Source organism: Vibrio sp. YIC-376, assembly GCF_052353105.1.
Taxonomy (GTDB): Bacteria; Pseudomonadota; Gammaproteobacteria; order Enterobacterales; family Vibrionaceae; genus Vibrio.
Genome location: NZ_JBBWFK010000001.1, coordinates 670,345 through 689,294 on the forward strand (window position 1 = coordinate 670,345; position 18,950 = coordinate 689,294).

Annotated in this window: 19 protein-coding genes; 11 read left to right on the forward strand and 8 right to left on the reverse strand. The window is 43.9% G+C overall.

The window, feature by feature from the left end; translation table 11 throughout:
• The first annotated feature begins 11 nt into the window (after positions 1 to 11).
• Positions 12 to 1,178, forward strand: coding sequence for an ABC transporter permease (locus WJM94_RS02960; protein ID WP_444492748.1), 1,167 nt, complete (start codon positions 12 to 14; stop codon positions 1,176 to 1,178).
• Entirely contained in the window at positions 1,175 to 2,326 is a 1,152-nt protein-coding gene (locus WJM94_RS02965) for an ABC transporter permease (protein ID WP_444492749.1), read from the forward strand. Before WJM94_RS02960 ends, WJM94_RS02965 begins: the two co-directional genes overlap by 4 nt.
• Positions 2,327 to 2,369: 43 nt before the next feature.
• Here WJM94_RS02965 and WJM94_RS02970 read toward each other — a convergent pair whose 3' ends face one another.
• The 6 genes from WJM94_RS02970 to ectA form a co-directional block, all read right to left on the reverse strand.
• Entirely contained in the window at positions 2,370 to 3,302 is a 933-nt protein-coding gene (locus WJM94_RS02970; protein ID WP_444492750.1) for a DMT family transporter, read from the reverse strand.
• 102 nt (positions 3,303 to 3,404) lie between these two features.
• A complete protein-coding gene (locus WJM94_RS02975) occupies positions 3,405 to 4,118 on the reverse strand; it encodes a helix-turn-helix domain-containing protein (protein WP_444492751.1) in 714 nt (237 codons plus the stop codon).
• 165 nt (positions 4,119 to 4,283) lie between these two features.
• Positions 4,284 to 5,708, reverse strand: a complete 1,425-nt coding sequence (locus WJM94_RS02980) for an aspartate kinase (protein WP_444492752.1) — start codon at positions 5,706 to 5,708, stop codon at positions 4,284 to 4,286.
• Between the two features lie 87 nt (positions 5,709 to 5,795).
• A complete protein-coding gene (locus WJM94_RS02985; protein ID WP_444492753.1) occupies positions 5,796 to 6,182 on the reverse strand; it encodes an ectoine synthase in 387 nt (128 codons plus the stop codon).
• Positions 6,183 to 6,197: 15 nt separating this feature from the next.
• Positions 6,198 to 7,463, reverse strand: a complete 1,266-nt coding sequence (ectB, locus tag WJM94_RS02990) for a diaminobutyrate--2-oxoglutarate transaminase (protein WP_444492754.1) — start codon at positions 7,461 to 7,463, stop codon at positions 6,198 to 6,200.
• A 34-nt stretch (positions 7,464 to 7,497) separates the two neighbouring features.
• The gene (ectA, locus tag WJM94_RS02995) at positions 7,498 to 8,031 is read right to left on the reverse strand and encodes a diaminobutyrate acetyltransferase (protein ID WP_444492755.1); all 534 of its coding nucleotides are present in this window, start codon (positions 8,029 to 8,031) and stop codon (positions 7,498 to 7,500) included.
• Between the two features lie 743 nt (positions 8,032 to 8,774).
• Here ectA and WJM94_RS03000 point away from each other — a divergent pair.
• The 9 genes from WJM94_RS03000 to WJM94_RS03040 all read left to right on the forward strand — a co-directional run bounded on the left by WJM94_RS03000 (position 8,775) and on the right by WJM94_RS03040 (position 17,931).
• A complete protein-coding gene (locus tag WJM94_RS03000) occupies positions 8,775 to 9,386 on the forward strand; it encodes a thermostable hemolysin (RefSeq protein ID WP_444492756.1) in 612 nt (203 codons plus the stop codon).
• Between the two features lie 7 nt (positions 9,387 to 9,393).
• Complete coding sequence (locus tag WJM94_RS03005) at positions 9,394 to 10,929, forward strand: AMP-binding protein (RefSeq protein ID WP_444492757.1); 1,536 nt, start codon at positions 9,394 to 9,396, stop codon at positions 10,927 to 10,929.
• Positions 10,930 to 10,939: 10 nt separating this feature from the next.
• The gene (locus WJM94_RS03010; RefSeq protein WP_444492758.1) at positions 10,940 to 11,623 is read left to right on the forward strand and encodes a TenA family transcriptional regulator; all 684 of its coding nucleotides are present in this window, start codon (positions 10,940 to 10,942) and stop codon (positions 11,621 to 11,623) included.
• An 8-nt stretch (positions 11,624 to 11,631) separates the two neighbouring features.
• The gene (locus WJM94_RS03015; RefSeq protein ID WP_444492759.1) at positions 11,632 to 12,426 is read left to right on the forward strand and encodes an SDR family oxidoreductase; all 795 of its coding nucleotides are present in this window, start codon (positions 11,632 to 11,634) and stop codon (positions 12,424 to 12,426) included.
• Positions 12,427 to 12,439: 13 nt separating this feature from the next.
• Entirely contained in the window at positions 12,440 to 13,075 is a 636-nt protein-coding gene (locus tag WJM94_RS03020; RefSeq protein ID WP_444492760.1) for a tetratricopeptide repeat protein, read from the forward strand.
• Between the two features lie 3 nt (positions 13,076 to 13,078).
• Positions 13,079 to 13,735 carry a response regulator gene (locus tag WJM94_RS03025; protein ID WP_444492761.1) on the forward strand — a complete coding sequence of 219 codons (657 nt, stop codon included), beginning with the start codon at positions 13,079 to 13,081 and terminating at the stop codon, positions 13,733 to 13,735.
• Positions 13,725 to 15,137, forward strand: coding sequence for an ATP-binding protein (locus WJM94_RS03030; RefSeq protein WP_444492762.1), 1,413 nt, complete (start codon positions 13,725 to 13,727; stop codon positions 15,135 to 15,137). Before WJM94_RS03025 ends, WJM94_RS03030 begins: the two co-directional genes overlap by 11 nt.
• A gap of 187 nt (positions 15,138 to 15,324) precedes the next feature.
• Positions 15,325 to 17,274 (forward strand): LTA synthase family protein, encoded by a 1,950-nt coding sequence (locus tag WJM94_RS03035; RefSeq protein WP_444492763.1) that lies wholly within the window; start codon positions 15,325 to 15,327, stop codon positions 17,272 to 17,274.
• Positions 17,275 to 17,547: 273 nt separating this feature from the next.
• Complete coding sequence (locus WJM94_RS03040; protein ID WP_444492764.1) at positions 17,548 to 17,931, forward strand: hypothetical protein; 384 nt, start codon at positions 17,548 to 17,550, stop codon at positions 17,929 to 17,931.
• Positions 17,932 to 18,008: 77 nt separating this feature from the next.
• On the opposite strand, the gene WJM94_RS03045 is transcribed toward WJM94_RS03040, so the two are convergent.
• Positions 18,009 to 18,743, reverse strand: coding sequence for a chromosome partitioning protein ParA (locus tag WJM94_RS03045; RefSeq protein ID WP_444492765.1), 735 nt, complete (start codon positions 18,741 to 18,743; stop codon positions 18,009 to 18,011).
• 29 nt (positions 18,744 to 18,772) lie between these two features.
• Positions 18,773 to 18,931 (reverse strand): hypothetical protein, encoded by a 159-nt coding sequence (locus WJM94_RS03050; RefSeq protein WP_444492766.1) that lies wholly within the window; start codon positions 18,929 to 18,931, stop codon positions 18,773 to 18,775.
• Between the last annotated feature and the right edge of the window lie 19 nt (positions 18,932 to 18,950).

The window sequence follows — 18,950 nt, forward strand, 5'->3', positions numbered from 1 at the left end:
TGGTTAAAGTTATGACGATTCAGATTTCACAGCGGCATATATTACGGCGAGATAAGTGGTTGTTATCTTGCCTCACTTGGGTGCCCATTTTGCTTGCTGTCACTATTTGGGGTGTATTCTCTGCTGGCATTGCTCGCGACCTGCCTATTGGTGTCGTGGACTTACAGCACTCTCATATTTCACGTAAGTTGATTCAGTCTCTGGACGCCTCTTCGACTTTGTCAGTGGATTACTATTACGCAAATGTCACCGAGGCCAAAAACGCCATGATTGAAGGTGAGATTTATGCGTATGCGGTGGTTCCAGCAAAATTTGATCAGGATATCCTTCAGCACCGTCAACCGCAGCTATCTGTATTTTTCAACAGCCAATATATTCTGGTCGCTAAGTTGATTAATTCTGCCGTTGCACAAGCTCAAGGCTATTTTGATGCGCAGTTGCAAGTCATGGGTAATCTTGCCAAGGGCGATACGACTGCACTAGCGGCTGTCGGTCAAGCGGTACCCGTTTCTACACAGATAACCGCACTGTTTAACCGCAATACTAACTACGCTCAGTTTCTGGTTACTGCCATCGTGCCTGCTATCTGGCAGATATGTATCGTGGTGAGCACCATTTTGATTCTCGCTGCGCACTTTCGTATTTATGGCTGCAAAAATGGATTTGAGTTTTTAGGCGAAAAGCCTTACTTACGAGTCGCCTCCATTTTATGCAAGTATATACCTGTGTTTATGACGCAGGGTGCAATGTTTCTCTACTGGTTTTATGTTCTGTTAGATTGGCCAATGGAAGGCAGCGTACTTGTCATCTTAATCGCTCAATGGCTCACTATCATCGCTTGCATTATCATGGGTGCACTGTTTTTCTTCTTGTCTATGGATCCCGCTCGCGCGATGAGTTTCGCCGGAGCGTTTACCGCGCCGAGTTTTGCTTTTATGGGGATAACTTTTCCTGTAACAGACATGAGCACACTCGCTACGACCTGGCGTTCACTATTGCCCGTCAGCCATTACATTGAAGTTCAAGTTGCCCAAACAAGTTATGGCACATCAGCCGTTCAATCGATGAGTTCGTTATGGACAATGATTGGTTACGTCCTACCTTTGCTCCTTACTGCAGCGCTGATTCGCAAACACCGTATCACTGCGTTCCATCATCAAAACAGGGAGACCGCATGACACTCTGGCAACTGATTAAAGCGGAAATTCGCTCTGTTTTTACGAACCCTGTCGTAACGCTAACCGTCTTCGGTGGTGTGGTATTTTATTCATTCCTGTACCCACTACCCTATACCCAGCAAACGCCAAGAGAGCAGCCGATTGCAATCGTCAATCTGGATGGCAGCCAAACCAGTCTGACATTAGAACGTATGGTCGACGCCACTCCGCAAGTAAAAATTGTTTCCAGACTGCATACCATTGAAGAGGCAAAACAGTCGTTTTTGAACCGCGATATCACTGGTTTTTTAGTGATTCCTGAGCACTTCTATAAAGATCTAATGTTAGGTAAAAGCCCTACGTTAGCCTATGCTGCCGACGCGTCTTACTTTTTGGTTTATGGCACCGTCGTAGAAGGTTTGGCGCAGGCGGGTGGAACGTTAGGCGCACAAGTAAAAGTCAGTAAGTTGTTGATAGAAGGCGTACCTCTTAGTATGGCGAGTCACAATTACTCAGCCTTAAAGCTCAACATGAAACCGACCTTTAACCCAACGATGGGTTATATCGAATACGTGGTACCCGCCGTCTTTGTGCTCATTTTGCAGCAAACATTGATCATGGCTGTAGGCTTACAAACGGGGACACAACGCCATGGTCGGGGTTACTGGTCAAAAGCTTCGACGTCGTCATTACTGCTCGTCCGAACGCTTGTCTTCGTTGTAATTTATTACCTGCTTAGCGGATATTATTTTGGGGCGAGTTTAGAGCGTTTGAGTGTCAATCACATCGCTCAATCGGCTGAACTTCTCACATTACTCTTGCCATTTCTCTTGAGCTGTTGTGGCTTAGGTTTCTGGCTTGGCTACCTTCTTCCGAGAAGAGAACTGGTCACGTTAGTCGTACTGGTAAGTTCGATGCCACTTATCTTTCTTGCCGGATTCATTTGGCCAGAAGAATCTATTCCGGCCCCACTACTTTGGATTGCTGATTTAAGTCCGAGTACGTGGGCAATCAAAGGCTTTCTAGCTTTAAATCAGATGGGGGCAACGTGGCAACAAGTTGCTAAACACTGGACGGCACTTTGGTTGCTAACTGCGTTGTGGAGTGCTGTTGCGTATTGGATGGCAAAACGTCATGCAAAACCTGTCACAACGGAACGCCTGGCCTGATTTTAGATCGCTGATTCAACGAGAGCATCGAGAACAAGGGGTATTAATTTGCCCCTTTTACTTTATCGTCGTTCGTATCCACCGTTTGCAGAATCAAACACACGCCGATCAAACCAATACCTAACCACCCTAAAACCGGGATTCGTTCTCCGACTATCCAAACCGCTAACACTGCTGCGACTACGGGCTCGAATAAAGTAAGTAATGTAGCACTACTCACCTCAACATGCCGTAACCCGTAGCCAAAGGCGAGATAAGCGATGCACATTGGTACCACGGCCATATAAACCGCGACCATCGAGTTAGTTGCACCAGCAAACAAGTTGTCACCCGTGAACCATAAACTCGGAAGCAATAACAATGCGCCACCAGCAAATATAGTGCCTAACGCTGCCTGAGATTTCACACCAGCATCAATCATAGACTTCGCTACCCAAGAATAAGCGGCATAAGATAAGCCCGCTAACAACCCCAGCATGATGCCAAGTAGATAGCTGGAGTCACTGGCAGATGTTGAGCTGCTTCCTCTCTCTAAGACCAAAAGTACGATGCCAACAACTCCTAAAGCGAAACTCATCCACCACTGTGTGTTTACTCTCTTACCTTTGCCGAAAAGACGCTCAATAAAAACGGTAAAAAATGGGGCACTGGCGATAGAAATGACCGTACCGATAGCCACACCTGACAACTTCATAGAGGTGTAAAACGCAAGTGGATAGGCAGCTAAAGCAACACTACTTACCATTAACGGCAGTTTAAACACCCTAATTTGAGACGCACTGTTTGTAATAGCCTTCAGAGAAAGTAGTGCCTGGATAACGCCTCCAACGCCCATTGCGAATGCACCTATCGCAAGTGGACTTACTTGCTCAGAAAAACTCGCAGCAGTTCCCGTAGTGCCCCATAGAACAGAGGCAAATAAGATTGAAAATGCCCCACTCTGATACTGACTGACCGATTTGATTGAAACAGACATAACTTAAGCACTTCTCTTTATAACGACTTTATAAAGAAGTATTTTATTGGAATTCAAAATAGTTACTTTGCTAAAAGGACGCAATAATTGCTTAGTTAGACTTTATCGCCGAGCAAACTCGCGTGGTGATAGTCCAAAGTGAAGTGAGAAGCGGCGGCTGAATGCAGAAAGATCGCTATAACCAACCCGTTCTGCGATCAACTGAACAGGTAAATCAGTATGAGTTAAAAGCGCTTTGGCTTTTTCCATCCTTAACTCCGTGATGTACTGCAAAGTACTGATGCCAACACTTTCTTTAAATCGCTTTTTAAACTGGGTGGGGCTTAGACAAGCAATCTTAGAAAGCTCAGCAATGGATAACGGCGTTTCTAAATTTTCAGAGATAAAGGTCTGTACCGCGCGCATACGCGGATCAACTGGTGCCACCTGAGTTTGCTGTCCAAGCAGCATCATAAAAACATTTAATATTGAACTCTCAAGACCACTGTCGACTTGGTACTCTAACTGCTTTTCTGTGAAGTAAAGATAGCTGAGTAAAGGTGGCGTAACGCTAAAAACATTCAAACCCACAGTAATAAAGTGGCTAGGCAAAGTGTCCAAATCCGCGACGATAAATCTCGCGACTTCATCCGCGTTGAATCTATGTTCCGTCCCAGCAGGAATGACTACACATTCTCCAACGGAGACCTTACCAACAAAATGAGGCATTTCAATAGAGATATTGCCTTGAATTGGCAGTACCAGTTGATGATAGTCATCGTGAATGTGACTCTGCAGTCTTTTTGTATAAGCACGAATGCTAAGGCTATTTTTCATGTCACACGAACGCGAGATTCAAAGTAATTGCGCTAGTATAGCGACTCTTTTTATTATGAGAAAAGTTAGGTATCGATTTAATTTGAAGTCTTTACATAAAAACAAAGGAGCCAATAGGAAGGCTCCTCTTGTAACCTATCTATTGCGAATAGCGAAAATTAAATGCTAAGCAACATCGACTATTGCGTCAGAGTTTTCTAATGGCTCAAAAAATTCATCGTGCAGAGCACAAATTGCTCGTTGATACTCTGTATCGCTTACAACAAATTGAACATTAACATTGCGCAATGATGAGTGAAGAGCAACCGGAGTCACCCCACTGTTCATTAAAGACACTACGCCTTTCGCCAAGGTTTTATTGGTGTCAATCTGAGAACCAATTGCTGAAATCAACGCTACCATACGACCTTTAATCGACGCATGCGGATAACGCTTTTCTGCTTTATACAGAACTTGATTCAAGCTGTCTGCATTACCACCTAGGTAGTAAGTAATAGAGTTGGCGTTCATCTCTTTACCAACTAATGTCACGTGGGCATCAGATATGATTTCCATCAACTCGTAACTCACGTTGTCTACTTTGCCAACCATGGCTTGATCAAACAGGTGTAACGCAAATACTTTCTGCTTGCCTGCGATGATCTCTACTTTGTCTCCGTCTGGACGATAATCAGACGAAATTGAAGTACCTTCATGTTCCGGTTCAAACGTGTTCTTAATCTGCAGTTCGATTCCACTTTCACGTAGTCCTGCCGCTGCATTAGGGTGGATTGCTTCCATTCCTAAGTTCGCCAGCTGATCAGCTACATCGTAGTTGGTGCTGCCAATTGGCAATACTTTTTCCGGCCCTACAACACGCGGGTCTGCGGAGCTTAGGTGGTATTCTTTGTGGATGATCGCAAGACTGGCTTTTGTGATCGATGCAACTCTACTGAACGTCATCTCACTGTAGCCACGGTCATAGGTATGCATAAGCCCTTCTTTGCAATACGCATAACCAGTAACAATAGGTAGCTCTTGAGAAACGTCGATATTAGCAAAAGCGTCACCAATGGATTCATCTAAGCTTTTCGGCTCTTTTGTGTCCCAACCGGACAAGTCGACAAACTTAGCGTTAATACCCATGTTTTTCAGTTTCAATGCGGTGTTGTACGCACTGTGTGCCTCACCAATTGAAGACAGAAACTCGCGAATTTGAGGTAAGTAGTGACGCAGTGAAAACTGACCGTATTGGCAAGTTTCGAGAATATTAGCGATACAGTTTTTCGCTTCTGAGATACGAGATCGAATAAACTTGTCTGCTCGCATGCGATTCATCGGATCAGCGAAAATATTTTCATTGGTCAGTAGCATACGGTTTTCTACGTATGCCAGTGCCTCTTCCCATTGATCATCGCGTTTGGCGATCAATTGGTATACGCCCGCTTTACTGGTTTTTTTACATTCTAATAGCGCATCGGTCATACCACCGTAAGCCGACACAACGAAAATGCGGTTGTATGGTGTCTTGGGACGAAGAATAATGTTGTCGAGAACAGCATCAAACGCTGTCATTGAAGTACCGCCGATTTTTTCTACGGTAAAAGTCATGATAAGCCTTTTTGATTGGTAATTTTAAAAGAAAAAAGAAGAGAAAATTGAAATGTGAGGTGGAAACCACCTCACAGTGACTTTTTATTAGTCAACAAGAGGGTACACGCCGTTTTCATCGTGTACTTCAGCACCTGTGATAGGTGGATTGAATACGCACGCCATTACCATTTCTTTATTTTTATATGCTCTTAGGTAGTGTTCGTCGTTTTTGTCCAGAATGTACAGTGTACCTGATTTAATTGGGTAAATTTCTCCACCAACCACTTCGATTTCCCCCTCTCCGCTCATACAAAAAACAGATTCCAAGTGATTTTTGTAGTGGATGTGCGTTTCCGTGCCTTCGTAAATAGTCGTGATATGGAAAGAGAAGCCCATGTTGTCATCTTTCAACAACATACGGACACTTTCCCAAGTATCTGCTACGACACGTCGCTCACTATTGCGACACTCTTCGAGTGTTCTAACGATCATAATTAATTGTCCTTATTAAGATGCTTGTTTGAAGTGTTTTGCAGCGATGGTTTCTACTGCATTTTCAAAAATGTTCAGTCCCTGCTCTAACTCTGACTCACTGATAGTCAGTGGACAGAAAAACTTAACCACTTCATCGTCTGGGCCAGCAGTCTCGATGATCATGCCGTTATCGAAACATGCTTTTGTGATTTCAGAAGAGAGATCGCCGTTAATACACTCGATTCCGATCATCATGCCGCGACCTTTTTTCTGCACGAACATCTGCGGGAATCGGCGTACACAGCGGTCAATGACTTCGCTGACGTTTTCTGAACATTGTTTAATGTGCGTTTGAAAATCATCAGTAGCCCAATAGATTTCCAGCGCTTTAGTGGCTGTAATGAAGGCATGGTTGTTACCACGGAACGTACCGTTATGTTCACCCGGCTTCCATTGGTCAAACTCAGGTTTAAGTAGTACAACCGCCATCGGCAAGCCGTAGCCGCCAATAGATTTAGATAAAGTGACGATATCTGGCTGAATGCCTGCAGGCTCAAAGCTAAAGAACGTACCCGTACGTCCACAACCCGCCTGAATGTCATCGACAATCATAAGAATATCGTTGGCTTTACAAATTTTGCTCAAACGCTGTAACCATTGGTTTGAAGCGACATTCAAGCCACCTTCACCCTGTACTGTTTCAAGTAGTACAGCGGCAGGCTTGTCCATACCAGCAGAATTATCGTTGAGCATCGTTTCAAACAGAGCCAAGCCATCAACGCCTGCGTAACCTTCAAACGGAAGACGCGTGACATTGTGCAAGCTCGAGCCATTGCCCTGCCTGTGATGTTGATTACCTGTTGCAGCCAATGCACCAGCTGTACAACCGTGGAAACCATTGGTGAAAGCGACCACGCTGCTACGTCCAGTTACTTTTTTAGCGAGTTTCAACGCGGCTTCTACTGCATTGGTACCAGTCGGTCCGGTGAACTGAACTTTGTAGTCCAGCTTTCTTGGTTTAAGAATGTAGTGATCCAGTGCTTGAAGAAATGCGGCTTTCGCTTCTGAATGCATATCCAGGCCATGAGTAATGCCGTCCATATTAATGTATTCAAGTAACGCTTGCTTAAGTACTGGGTTATTGTGGCCGTAATTTAGAGATCCCGCTCCAGCAAGAAAGTCTAAGTAACGTTCACCTTGTTCTGTTTCCAGCCAGCAGCCTTTCGCTTTGCGAAATACGACTGGAAAATTGTTTGAATATGAGCGTACATTGGATTCCTGCTTTTTGAAAATATCCATGATGAGACCGTTTTAAATTCCTGTTGTTAGGGGATTATTTTAGGGGGATACGATACAAATACTCTGTATCGTGCTTGCCTTTAAAATGAGCTTTTTCGTCCAAAAATGTGCTTACCTGGCCAGAATTGCCGTTCATCGCATCTAACTTTTTGAACAGCGCCCATGAGGCTTTGTTGTCTTCTGTGATGGTAGTTTCTACCAAGTTGACGTTACTCAGATCCTCTCTTAAAAGAAGTTCCTTCAGCATGCGTAACGCCAGACCATTACCTCTGAAACGAGGTGAGACTGCAACTTGCCAAACAAATAACACGTCCTGCTCTTCAGGTTTCTGATAACCCGAGATGAAACCAGCAATTTCGCCGTTGTACTCAACCAAAATACTGGTCTTACTGAAATGTGTTGATTGTAAGAAGTTGCAATAAGAAGAGTTCATATCTAGTGGAGGACAGTCTGCGATTAAGCTGTAAATGTCATCACCATCAGAGATTTTAGGTTTACGAAAAATCCATTTTTTTCTTGTTCCCTCTCCAATTTCTGGATAGAGGACCCAAGGTGCTGACGTGATCATGTGAAAATACATATCCTTTGATGTCTAATTAAATTTCCTTTTTATTATGCGCATCCATCGCCACCAAAAATCAAATAATCGGGAATATTATCTAAATAAATGCGATCAAAATCACATTAAAAGCCATTTTACAGACAATAAAAATAATTAGATGTCTAAATTATTACAAGAAATTTAAAGCTTTTGAGCAAAAAACAAACTATTCGATGTCTAACCATTAGTTATGAGTTTCAAGCATTGTCAGGCAACAACATTATCAACACTAATTAAATACACACGCACTATCACATTAAAAATTTATCTTATCAGTACTTCTCAACCAATTAGCTCCACATTAAATCATTATAATCAACTGTTTTTATTTAACTTATGTTTAATAATCCGTCTGCCATATCAGAGTGCAACACTAGTGATGACAGCTCACAGTCATACACTCGTTCGTTGAGCGATCCTTCATGTTTAATTAGATCACGAATGTTAAGTGCATCACAATCGTTGAAATGCGGCTTTTGGTCTTGAGAGCTTGCAGGCGTAAGCAGTAAACATAGTTAAGAGCAAATTACCTATCACAATTGGCTCTTACTTTTTATCTTCCCCCTTCCTCAACCAGACCAAAGATCCAACAGCCTATACGCTGAGAGAAAAGTTCCTGTGTTAAATACTCATTTAAATTTAATTCCTTAAGAGTTTCTTAAGTTTCGCGTTTTATTTTGTTGATGACTAAACAATAAATGGAAGCGCCAATGAAAAAACATGCACAGACTTCTATACAAGGATTTACTTTAGACATCGTGAATCCTACTCACCCACTTTGGCATAAAGTGATTGAGCATGTTTCTCTGCGTTATCAAGAAGCATTCTTTGCCGAACTTAAAATTTTCATGCCTGCGTATTTAACGCTTATCGATAACAACAATATTATTTCTGTGTGCGGGTTTCGTATCGCCGAGCAAGAACCTTTGTTCCTTGAACAATACTTGGAAGACGAGGCTCAGCACCTTGTCTCAACCGTTTTTCAGTGTGATGTAAAACGTTCTAATCTGGTCGAATTTGGTCACCTTGCTTCATTCGCAAGAGGTATGTCTGCCCTGCATTTTTACCTTATTGCCAAAATGCTAGTAGATCTCGGTTTTGAGTGGTGCATTTTCACTGCCACTGACCCCCTTCACGCCATGATGACTCGCCTTGGTCTAGAACCCCACATCCTAACTCACGCGGATCCTAATAAAGTCCCTGATGCGCAATCGACTTGGGGATCCTACTACGAACACCAACCACGAGTGCTGGCTGGAAATTTAGTTAAAGGGTTAGAACGCCTCCGATTAGTTCAAGAAAGAAAACAAAAACAAGCATAGGTGTAGTATGAATATTCTCCTAAACGAGATACGTAAATGGGCAAAAACCAAGCCAGAACAAACGGCGTTTGTCGGTGTTGATGAACAAGGAAGAACCATTCAAATCACTTATGCGGATCTGCTGCTTAAAATCCAAGACACCGCTGAAGTGTTGAAAGCGCAGAATATCAACGCATTAGCATTGCGTGCCGAAAACAGTGTGAACTGGGCGATCATCGATCTGGCTGCGATGGCTGCAAATATTGTCGTCGTACCTATTCCAACGTTCTTTTCATATACACAAGTGGTGCACACGTTGAGTCAGTCTCGCGTTGATGCATTGATTGGCGATTGGGGAAACGAATACTGTTCTGCGCAAAATGATTCTAAATCGGATCAGCTTGCAAGCACTAAAATCGCAGGCTTAACTGTCTTGCGTAGAACAAGTCAAGGTCCTGCTGCTTATCTCGAAGGTACGGGGAAAATAACCTTTACTTCGGGTTCCACAGGACAGCCAAAAGGCGTCTGTTTAAGCAATGATCACTTATGTCAGGTTGCCAATTCGCTCGCGCTAAGTGTCGATGGTCTGGCGCAATCGCATTTGGTTTTGCTTCCACTTTCGACCCTGTTAGAAAACATAACCGGCATTTATGTCCCATTAATATTGGGGGTGACCTCGTATGTCTTGCCCGGTAAACAAACCGGTCTGATTGGATCGAGTCAGTTTGATGTGAATTTGTTTGCCAAAGCGTTGGCTGAGACAAAACCCGATAGCTTAGTATTAACCCCTGCTCTATTACTCGCTCTTATCCATATCGTCAAACAGCAACCTTCGTTAGCGAACTCGTTGAAATTCGTCGCCGTTGGAGGAGCGAGGGTTTCATCACAACTGATTAATGCTGCGCATGCACTGGATATTCCAGCATTTGAAGGATATGGCTTATCTGAATGCGGTTCGGTGGTTTGCTTAAATACACCTTCTGCCTTCAAAGCTGGTACTTGCGGAAAACCACTGCCTCATACACAAATTCGTATCGCAGAAGACGGGGAGCTATATGTTAAAGGCAACATCGCTCTGGGATATTTGAACGATCCTTTTAGCCAAGAATGGCTAGCAACCGGGGATTTGGCACACCTTGATGAACAAGGTTTTGTGACTTTATCAGGTCGCAAAAAGAATCTTATCGTCACTTCATATGGGCGAAATATTTCACCTGAATGGATTGAATCAGAAGCTTTGGCATTTCTACCTAATTCACCACTTATTGTGACTGGTGACGGGCAACAATCGTTATGTGCCGTCGTGGCAGCCAGTGACAACTTAGTGGCTAAGATTTCTGCGCTAAATAGTACGCTTCCTGATTACGCTCGAATCCAAACTTTACTGGTGATTGATAACCCAAGAGCCATCGCTAGCTGGTACACAGAAAACGGCAAACTGAAACGCAACGAAATAGAACACAGTGTTGCTCAACTGATCAATAACACCAATTCCGAATTCATGCTGGAAGGCCAAAAGGTAGCAAGAGTTGACCTGCCTTTCCAGCAATCAAAAGCTTCTTAAGGAGAAGGTTATGACCCTTTTTTTCGAACAACTAAAACAGCAAACTTCTGCTGCTCAACAAGCTATGCTAACCGCTCCGGTTCTTGCTGACGTACAACAAGGTCATATTTCAAAACAGATGTATATTGCTTTTCTTACTCAGGCATACCATCACGTAAAACATACGGTACCGCTATTGATGGCCTGCGGAGGCCGATTATCCGCTGAATATGAATGGGTACGCGAAGCCATTGCAGAATACATTGAGGAAGAAAAAGGCCATCAGGAATGGATTCTCAATGACATTAAAGCATGTGGCGGTAACGCGGATGCCGTTCGCAATAACCAAGATGAAGGCCGAGTTGGACAAGCAATAGAGCTGATGGTGTCGTACCTGTACCACAACATAGACCGAAATAATCCGTTGGCTTTATTTGGCATGGTATGGGTACTGGAAGGCACCAGCGTTGGTATCGGTGGACAAATGGCTGACAAAATTCAGTCTACGTTAAATCTTCCAGCTTCAGCGATGACCTACCTCGTCTCTCATAGCGTGTTGGATCAAGATCACCTGCAGTTTTTCGAGTCATTGATGAACAAAATCACTAAAGAGGAAGATAAACAAGTCATCATCGACTCCGCCAAAATGGTGTTTTCTCTTTATGGAGAGATGCTGCGCACCTTGCCATCTTATTCGAATCAGCAAGCAGCGTGAGGTAAGTCATGTACATCAAAGACAGTACTATTTTACTCACTGGCGCGACTGGCGGTATTGGTCAGTCGATCGCGACCGAATTGGCGAATCGCGGTGCTCAATTAATCCTGGTCGGACGAAACGAGGATAAGCTCGTCGCGCTCAAAGCCTCTCTGGTAAATCCTGAGTCCCACGACGTTGTGGTCGCAGACATCATGACAGCAGAAGGTTTAAGTGCGATAAAAGAACGAGCGAGGCAAAAACACAAAGTGGACGCTTTGATTAACAATGCTGGATGTAATGACTTCTCGCTATTAAACCAAAAGCACCCGACACAAGTCGAAGCTGATATTCAACTAAATCTGGTTGCGCCTATGCTTCTGTGCCAATCCGCGCTCTCTTGGCTAAAACAACCAGGCGTCATCCTCAACATTGGATCGACTTTTGGCTCTATCGGTTATCCCGGATATACCTCTTACTGTGCGGCGAAGGCGGGACTGCACCGCTTTACGGAAGCGCTGGATCGTGAGCTGTTTGCTACAGGGATTCGAGCCTTATATCTTGCTCCTAGAGCCACAGAAACTTCATTAAACAGCGACATTGTTAATGAGATGAATCAGAAACTTGGCAACAAAACCGATTCACCCAACGTTGTCGCAGAACATGTTGTCACCATGCTGGAAAAAGAGATTTCAGCAAAATGGATCGGCTGGCCTGAAAAGCTGTTTGCACGCATCAATCAATTGCTGCCAAACGTTGTTTCATCAGCAATTAAAAAGCAGCAACAAACCATCCATCAATATGTAAACCGCGTAAGCCATTAAAAGGACACTAACGATGAATACTAAACAATTACTATGCACTTTAACTGTATGTTCAACGTTGGCTTCAACCGCTGCGTTGGCAGGAAATACCCCACTTCAAGACGTGCAAAAGAAATGGGCAGAATGTCAGTACAGCACCCCAAGTGGTGATGAGAAAGAACAGTGTTTCAATCGCACGATTGCAAGAACAAGCATTTACTTGGACAGAGAGCCGGGAAACCCGGAACTCACGGTTTGGTTGGCCATCAATAAAGCGTCTCTGGCTGGCGCGAAAGGCGGTTTAGGTGCATTATCTTTAGCGAAAGAAGCAAAGTCGCTGCTCGAACAAGTGATTGAAACTTCACCACAAACTCTTGAAGGATCGGCTTACACCAGCTTAGGTTCACTGTATTATAAAGTTCCGGGGTGGCCAATTGGTTTTGGCGACGACGATAAAGCAGAACAAATGTTGAAAAAAGCTTTAGAGATCAATCCAAATGGTATCGATCCAAACTATTTTTATGGTGACTTCCTTGCAGAAGAAGGAAGAGAGCAGGAAGCGAAAGTCTATCTGACTCGAGCTATGCAAGCCTCTCCTCGCCCCGATCGTCCTTTAGCTGATAAAGGCAGAAAACTTGAAATCGAAGCAACATTAGGGAAACTAAAATAATCTATGCGCTTATTACTGGTAGAAGATGACAAACTACTCGGTCAATCCATGGTGACTTCTCTTAGTCGCCATGGATACACCGTGGACTGGGTTGAAAAAGGAACTGGTGTGACGAGCGCACTAAAAACAGAAGATTTCACAGCGGTGATTTTAGACCTCACCCTACCCGATATTGATGGATTAGAAGTTCTGCGTAACATTCGCAAAAGTGGGTTTAAGCTACCAGTAATGATACTCACAGCAAGAGATGACATCAGTGACCGTGTTCAGGGACTGGATGGCGGTGCCGATGATTATTTAGGTAAACCATTCGCACTGGAAGAACTCCTTGCCCGGTTACGGGTTCTGATTCGTCGCCAATCGGGAAGCGCGGATGAGCTTATTCAAGTTGGTTTGTTGTCCTTGTCTTTGTCAGAGCAGAGCATCCGCTATGACGATGTGCCGCTGAAACTGACGCGTAATGAGTTTAAGATCCTGACAAGTTTGATTACGAATGCTGGCCGAGTCCAAAGCAAAGAGCAATTGCAACAATCCCTGCACGGCTGGGATGAGGGAGCCAGTGACAACGCAATAGAAGTACACATTCATAACTTACGCAAAAAAGCGCCGAACGTTACGATTAAAAACATTCGCGGTGTGGGATACATTCTTGAAAAATAATAAGCCGTACTCTTTAAAACATAAGCTTACTCTCTGGGTTGGATTACTGGTCTCCACATTACTACTGATCTCCTTGATATTCAGTTACCAATCCGCAAAACATGAAGTCGAAGAGGTCTACGACGCGAGGCTTGGTCAATCTGCAAAACTGATGTTTCTCGCTCTGTCTGTTTCCAAAGAAGAAAGCACGCTCGCAAACCACAGCGAGCAATTCCAGCAATGGATGCAAAACATTAAGCAACTATCGAAAGAAGATGGAGAAGAAGCGACAAAGTTTGGGCACCCCTACGAGCAAAACCTCGTGTTTCAGTTTTTCCGAGACGATAAAATGCTATGGAGCTCTTCTCCCGGTTTAGTGTCCCTTTCGTCTTCATCAAAAACTAATGGCTATTCCGACATTGAACTGGAAGGTACTCAGTGGCGAGTTTTCCAACTCTCTTTCCCTCAAACCATTCATCAAAATGAATACGTCGTGGTCGCCGAGAAGCAGAAAATCAGGCAAGAGATCATCCGTGAAATTGCAATGTCGACTTTGATAGAGCAAGTCTTACTGCTACCAACACTGCTGCTTTTACTTTTTTGTTTGATTGAGCGCTACTTCCGTCCTATCAATGAACTTCGAAGTGCTATCACACAAAGGAATGTACATCGTTTAGATCGAATTCATGTTGCCGACCACACTATTGAACTGGATCCTTTAGTGGAAGCCTTGAACTCTTTACTGTCTGAATTAGAACAGGCATGGGAACGTGAAAAGAGATTTACGCGCGCTGCCGCTCACGAATTGAAAACACCGCTAACCATTCTGCGCCTTAACGCAGAAAACGCGCTGCAAAGTAATGAACCGGACCAATTGCGTAGCGACTTACAGAATATCCTCAAAGGCATAGAACGGACTGATAGACTCATTCATCAACTGCTGACTTTAGCCAAAGTAGACAGCTTATCAGAGCGCGTGTTCAAAACCGTCGAACTGACACCGCTACTGCAAACGGTCGTCGCCGATCTCGCTCCTTTGGCGTTAAGACAAGATCAAGACATAAGCCTCGAATCTATTCCCGTTCAAATATCCGGAGATCCGATGTTGCTCGGTGTTCTGTTCCGTAATCTCATAGACAACGCTATTCGATATTCTGGTGCGAACAGTGAAATTCAGGTGACGGTCTCTCAGAATACCAATTTCATCAGTGTTTCGATATCCGATACGGGTGAAGAGATTCCACAAGAGACTCGCGAGAGAATTTTCGAGCAGTTTTACCGTGGTCACTCGGAAACAGGAGATGGAGCTGGCCTCGGCATGTCTATTTGTAAAGACATTGCCACCCTGCACCGTGCCACTATTGACTTAGCGCCTCGGGAAAATGGGATGAATACCTTTGTAATAGTATTCCCCGCTATGTAATTCATCCGCAGACCGCGCATAAACTGCGCGGTCTGCAAGCAAAGCACTAATGATTTGCGTCGCACTACGACTAAAAAGAGAATACTTGCTCTCTATTTTATAGATTCTGGTTATGTTTCACGTTTATTTCACACACGCTGTGATAGAAACGGCATCGCACAACTATTAAATCTATCAAAAAGTAAATATGAGAAGTACCTTTAATAGACCCTTTTTTGGGCCATTGCAGCCTCTTGCTGTTTTTTCGTTGTTTTCACTCGCCTTTTTATCGCTATCTCGCCTGTTATTGCTGCTTTGGCAATCCGACCGAATCGAAACGTTCAGCGATTTCTTCTATATTCTCAGCCAGGGTGTAAGAGTTGATGTCGCAACACTGTGCTGGTTGTTTATTCTCCCTGCTCTGCTCTCTTCTCTGCTACCATTGAACGGAAAAATAGGTGGTGGCTGGAAATGGATTCTGCGCCTTTGGATGGTCGCTGGGCTTGGGATATTAGTCTACATGGAGCTGGCAACTGCGCCGTTTATTCAGGAATATGACCTACGCCCTAATCGCCTGTTTGTCGAATATCTGATTTACCCTAAAGAAGTCATGAGCATGCTTTGGGCAGGTTACAAGCTAGAACTGTTTGTTGGTGTAGTGGGCACTACTCTGGCTCTTATATTTAGCTGGAAGTGGAGCAAAAAACTAACCAATTCCGCACAACAGATCAACTGGAAATGGCGTCCTCTGCTCGCCATTATTGCGGTTCTGATATGTTTTGCCGGAGCGCGTTCCTCTTTTGGACATCGACCTCTTAACCCGGCTATGGTTGCATTCTCTAGCGACCCGCTGCTGAATGACTTAGCGCTGAACTCATCTTACTCCCTGCTGTTTGCTCTGAGTAACATGAAGTCAGAAAAAAGTGCTGAGCAGTTTTACGGCAAAATGGATAACAAAAAGATGCTGGATATCGTTCGCGCATCTTCCGCAAAATCGAATTTTGCTCCCGAACTACTGCCAACAATGAACCACAATACAGCGACCTACAAAGGAAAGCCCAAGAACTTGGTTATCCTGTTGCAGGAAAGCTTGGGAACTCAATTCGTGGGTTCTTTGGGTGGTTTACCTCTGACACCAAACCTCGATAAATTGACGGAAGAAGGCTGGCTGTTTACTCAAATGTACGCGACAGGTACGCGTTCTGTTCGTGGAATCGAAGCTGTAACCACTGGTTTTCCGCCGTCACCTTCTCGTTCAGTAGTTAAACTGAGTAAAAGCCAGACAGGCTTCTTTACTATTGCAGATTTATTGAAACAACAAGGCTATCACACACAGTTCATATATGGTGGTGAAGCCAACTTCGACAACATGAAGACTTTCTTCTTCGGCAACGGTTTTGAGCAAATTGTCGAGGAGAAAGACTATAAGAATCCAGGCTTCGTTGGTTCTTGGGGTGTGAGTGATGAAGATCTTTACAACAAAGCGGATGACGAGTTTGAGCGCTTATCGAAAAGTGACAGACCGTTTTTCAGCTTAGTATTCACATCAAGTAATCACAGCCCGTTTGAATATCCTCAAGGCAAAATTGAGCAATATGACGAAACTGAGATGACGCGCAACAATGCGGTGAAATATTCAGATTACGCACTGGGCACCTTTTTTGAAAAAGCCAAACAATCTTCATATTGGGACGACACGGTATTTATCATCATTGCGGATCACGATGCACGCGTTTCTGGTGCTAACCTGGTGCCAGTAAAACATTTCCATATCCCTGCATTGATCATAGGTAAAGGTATTGAGCCTCGTAAGGACGATCGGATCTCTAACAACATCGACATGCCACCAACACTGTTGTCCCTAATTGGCGTTGACGCCAAAAGCCCAATGATTGGACGCGACCTAACCAAACCGTTAGCGAGAGAAGACGAACGAGCTATGATGCAATACGATAAAAATTTCGGCTATCTGACCCGTGATAATCTGGTCGTACTCTCTCCCGGAGAAAAAGTGGCAACCTTAGCGTACGATTTTGACAACCAAACAATGACGCCTTTGACTGTTGAAGACTCGGTTATTGAACGAGCAAAAGCGAATGCTCTGTTTGCATCCAAAGCTTATACACACGCCTGGTACTCTTCCCAACACACGGACTAGCCCTTACTGAGATAGGATTACAAGGAGCCATTTGGGCTCCTTTTTCTATCGTTTCTTCCACGAAATAAAAATGCGTTGTGTAGGGCGATGAGTGTGAACTGAATGCTGAAATCACAGCTCTTTTTGTTACAACTTACGCAATGCATGATTATTCACTAAAAAAGATTAAAAATATCCCTCAAATTATCTCTAAACCATTCCCATTGAGACGCCAATAAATTAGACTCTTGTGAATACCAACAGCTGTGTAGAAGACAAAAAAAAGGAATGGCAATGAGCTCTAGTATGATCCTTAGTGAGTCCCTGATTGAAAGCGGACGTGATATCCCACTTACAGAACTTTTGTACGCAAAACGCGTACTTGATAACTACATGGCAGTGGCGAAGGACAGTAGTCCTCTAGAACTACTTACAGAAATGAAAGCGGCAGCTCAACAAGTCGAATACTTCAAAACCTTCGATAACCCTTGTGAAGCTCGTAATGCCATCAGCAGTATGATTGATGAAATTGATAAAGCAACATCGTTCGCTGAGTTTAAGACTTTAGCGGGCAAACCGTCTCAAGCACTGAACGAGCTAATTGAAGACCGTGCGCAACTGATTAAGCGAGAAAGAGAACTACTACTGGCTTCTGGTTATGACGCGTCTCGCATTTAAACCAAATTAAAGCGAGAGATAAGAAAAAGGAGCACTCGTGCTCCTTTTTCTTTGATACCAAACTGGACGATTGCGGCTTATAGCCCCATATCTTCACCCATTTCTTTGATTTGTTTTAAGTCCATTGTGTAGACTTCAATCAGCTGTTCCACTTGGCTTAATCGTGATGTGGCTTCATCATGTTTACTGCACATGTCAGATTTCACATCCCAAGACGTGCCTTCTAAGTATGCATCACACTCTTTCTTGAGCTTTTTAATTGTGGGGATCAGTTTTTCACGCTCTTTCGTTAGCGACTCTAACTCTTGTGAGACCTTAAGTTCTTTTTGGAATACTTCGCGAGAGCGCTCCAGCATCGTCGCTTGAATACCACTCTGGCGGCTCAGCTTCTCATTTTCAGATTTTGCCGTGTTGATCTTATCGTTTTGCTGCTTAACCTGAGACTGAAGCGACGAGTTCACCCTCTCTGCTTCGGTAAGTTGTGATTGCAACTTCTTCAGCGCTTTCTGATGCTCTTCTTCTTGTGCAGCAAGAAGTGCTGCCACTTTATCCTGCATCTCTTTTTCTAAGCCTTCTTCACGCAATTTTACCTGAGATGCAAGCTGCGTCTTGTCCTGAGCAAGAGCCTCATATTTCTCTTCCAAAACCTGATAAGTCGATTCCCATTTATTTGCAGTTAAAACAGAACCGGCCAAGCCACCAAAAGCTAATCCCAGTACCGCAGCAATAGCGATATAAATATGCGTGCGCTTGTCTCGCTGTTCGATAACAACCACGTCTTCTTGTTCTTCAATATTGTTTTCAGAACTCACCGTATATAACTCCAAGGACTCTTCTTACGCTAGCGAATCAGTTCCGCGATCATAATGGATGCGGTGTAAATCAGGAATGCACCTATCAATATAATGACGGTCGCTTTTTGGACTTTTTCATTGGTTCGATAACGAAACAGCACAAATGCTATCGCAATCAAAACCGCAATGGCTAACAATCTGATCATACAGCCTCCTGGTCCAATT

What these genes read in the sequence shown, in the direction of transcription:
- WJM94_RS02960 (WP_444492748.1), top strand. Translation starts at nt 12, where the DNA reads ATGACGATTCAGATTTCACAGCGGCATATATTACGGCGAGATAAGTGG.
- WJM94_RS02965 (WP_444492749.1), top strand. Translation starts at nt 1,175, where the DNA reads ATGACACTCTGGCAACTGATTAAAGCGGAAATTCGCTCTGTTTTTACG.
- WJM94_RS02970 (WP_444492750.1), bottom strand. Translation starts at nt 3,302, where the DNA reads ATGTCTGTTTCAATCAAATCGGTCAGTCAGTATCAGAGTGGGGCATTT.
- WJM94_RS02975 (WP_444492751.1), bottom strand. Translation starts at nt 4,118, where the DNA reads ATGAAAAATAGCCTTAGCATTCGTGCTTATACAAAAAGACTGCAGAGT.
- WJM94_RS02980 (WP_444492752.1), bottom strand. Translation starts at nt 5,708, where the DNA reads ATGACTTTTACCGTAGAAAAAATCGGCGGTACTTCAATGACAGCGTTT.
- WJM94_RS02985 (WP_444492753.1), bottom strand. Translation starts at nt 6,182, where the DNA reads ATGATCGTTAGAACACTCGAAGAGTGTCGCAATAGTGAGCGACGTGTC.
- ectB (WP_444492754.1), bottom strand. Translation starts at nt 7,463, where the DNA reads ATGGATATTTTCAAAAAGCAGGAATCCAATGTACGCTCATATTCAAAC.
- ectA (WP_444492755.1), bottom strand. Translation starts at nt 8,031, where the DNA reads ATGATCACGTCAGCACCTTGGGTCCTCTATCCAGAAATTGGAGAGGGA.
- WJM94_RS03000 (WP_444492756.1), top strand. Translation starts at nt 8,775, where the DNA reads ATGAAAAAACATGCACAGACTTCTATACAAGGATTTACTTTAGACATC.
- WJM94_RS03005 (WP_444492757.1), top strand. Translation starts at nt 9,394, where the DNA reads ATGAATATTCTCCTAAACGAGATACGTAAATGGGCAAAAACCAAGCCA.
- WJM94_RS03010 (WP_444492758.1), top strand. Translation starts at nt 10,940, where the DNA reads ATGACCCTTTTTTTCGAACAACTAAAACAGCAAACTTCTGCTGCTCAA.
- WJM94_RS03015 (WP_444492759.1), top strand. Translation starts at nt 11,632, where the DNA reads ATGTACATCAAAGACAGTACTATTTTACTCACTGGCGCGACTGGCGGT.
- WJM94_RS03020 (WP_444492760.1), top strand. Translation starts at nt 12,440, where the DNA reads ATGAATACTAAACAATTACTATGCACTTTAACTGTATGTTCAACGTTG.
- WJM94_RS03025 (WP_444492761.1), top strand. Translation starts at nt 13,079, where the DNA reads ATGCGCTTATTACTGGTAGAAGATGACAAACTACTCGGTCAATCCATG.
- WJM94_RS03035 (WP_444492763.1), top strand. Translation starts at nt 15,325, where the DNA reads ATGAGAAGTACCTTTAATAGACCCTTTTTTGGGCCATTGCAGCCTCTT.
- WJM94_RS03040 (WP_444492764.1), top strand. Translation starts at nt 17,548, where the DNA reads ATGAGCTCTAGTATGATCCTTAGTGAGTCCCTGATTGAAAGCGGACGT.
- WJM94_RS03050 (WP_444492766.1), bottom strand. Translation starts at nt 18,931, where the DNA reads ATGATCAGATTGTTAGCCATTGCGGTTTTGATTGCGATAGCATTTGTG.